Source organism: Aeromonas sp. R3-1, assembly GCF_040908345.1.
GTDB lineage: Bacteria > Pseudomonadota > Gammaproteobacteria > Enterobacterales > Aeromonadaceae > Aeromonas > Aeromonas veronii.
In genome coordinates, this window is record NZ_JBFODN010000123.1 from 1 (window position 1) to 1,202 (window position 1,202).

A 1,202-nucleotide genomic window follows, 5' to 3' on the forward strand; every position below is an offset into this window, starting at 1 on the left:
GATACAAGAAAGGGGCCGTCAATTGACGGCCCCTTTCTGCTGGAGATGGCGATGGGACTGATGGCTTGGTGGACTCATGGATAACGGCTGACCTCAATCAGGTTTTGGTCTGGATCGAGGAAATAGACAGATTCTATCGGCCCGCAGGCACCGCTTTTGGTCACCGGCCCCTCGACAATCTCCACCCCGTGGCAGGCAAGCTGGGCCATCACCTGCTCCAGCGGCCAGCGGGTGATAAGGCAGACATCTCCCGACCCCACCTGCGCCCGATTGCGCGGCTCCTGCCCCAGCAGTTGCAGATTGATCTTCTGGTTGCCAAACCCCACCGCCCGGCGCCCCGCACCGAAGGTAATGGCCTCCATATTGAGCACCGAGCTGTAAAATTCCACGGCCCGTTCGATATCACTGACCGTCAATACCAGATGGTCGATATGGCTGATCATGGTTACCTCCTGGTGGTGATCTGGCTGATGTGACCGGCATATACCCGCAAACATCCGGCTGTTGCCGCCACGGCGGGCAACCCCATCTTACCCGGCAAGAGGGAACCCATGTGTGCCGTGGCGCGCAAAGCGAGCGCAAATGATGATGTTATTTTTAAGGGGTGTTCAGTTGGGCGTTGCAATGGCTGCTGTTGTCGCGTTTGGCTAACTCTTCACTGGCATTAATGCTTCTGGAGTCATCACAATGAGCGGGATGGCCAGCGCCTGACTCAACCGCTCCGCCAGTTCGTAGGCAGGGCCGATGGTGTCGTAGTCTGCCACACAGGTTGCCAAGGCACAGCCGTTGCTCTCTTCGACTCGCAAGTAAACGCTGTAGCCTTGAACGGTCAGACCGCTGTCACGCACCACTTGTATCTCACCTTCCTGATTGATGGCCTCCAGTTCAACCGCTACCGGTTTCTTGAACATCTGTACTCCTCAGTCACTGCAGATAGTGGCAGTAATAAAGCCCAGCATGGGGTAAGAAAAAAATGCTGCCACATCTTGAATCTGTGAGCCACGTGAAAAAATTAATAATACGGGCTCCATAACCAAACATGCCACCGATAATAACATGCTGATTTAGATGAAAAAAATGATATTATCTCTTTCTTCTATAGACAATGTTCGAGGCTCGTGCGTGATGCAACAATGCGGTATTTATGAACAGCTCATTACTCAACTGCTGACATCTCGACTCGACCGCGAGCGCTTTTACGT

At 53.5% G+C, this 1,202-nt stretch carries 2 protein-coding genes; both read right to left on the bottom strand.

Translation table 11 applies throughout. The features are described 5' to 3' along the window. Nucleotides 1–74: 74 nt before the first annotated feature. Nucleotides 75–443 (bottom strand): VOC family protein, encoded by a 369-nt coding sequence (locus tag AB5Y85_RS07455; RefSeq protein WP_042018879.1) that lies wholly within the window; start codon nucleotides 441–443, stop codon nucleotides 75–77. A gap of 204 nt (nucleotides 444–647) precedes the next feature. Next, nucleotides 648–911, bottom strand: a complete 264-nt coding sequence (locus AB5Y85_RS07460) for a hypothetical protein (protein WP_042056561.1) — start codon at nucleotides 909–911, stop codon at nucleotides 648–650. Between the last annotated feature and the right edge of the window lie 291 nt (nucleotides 912–1,202).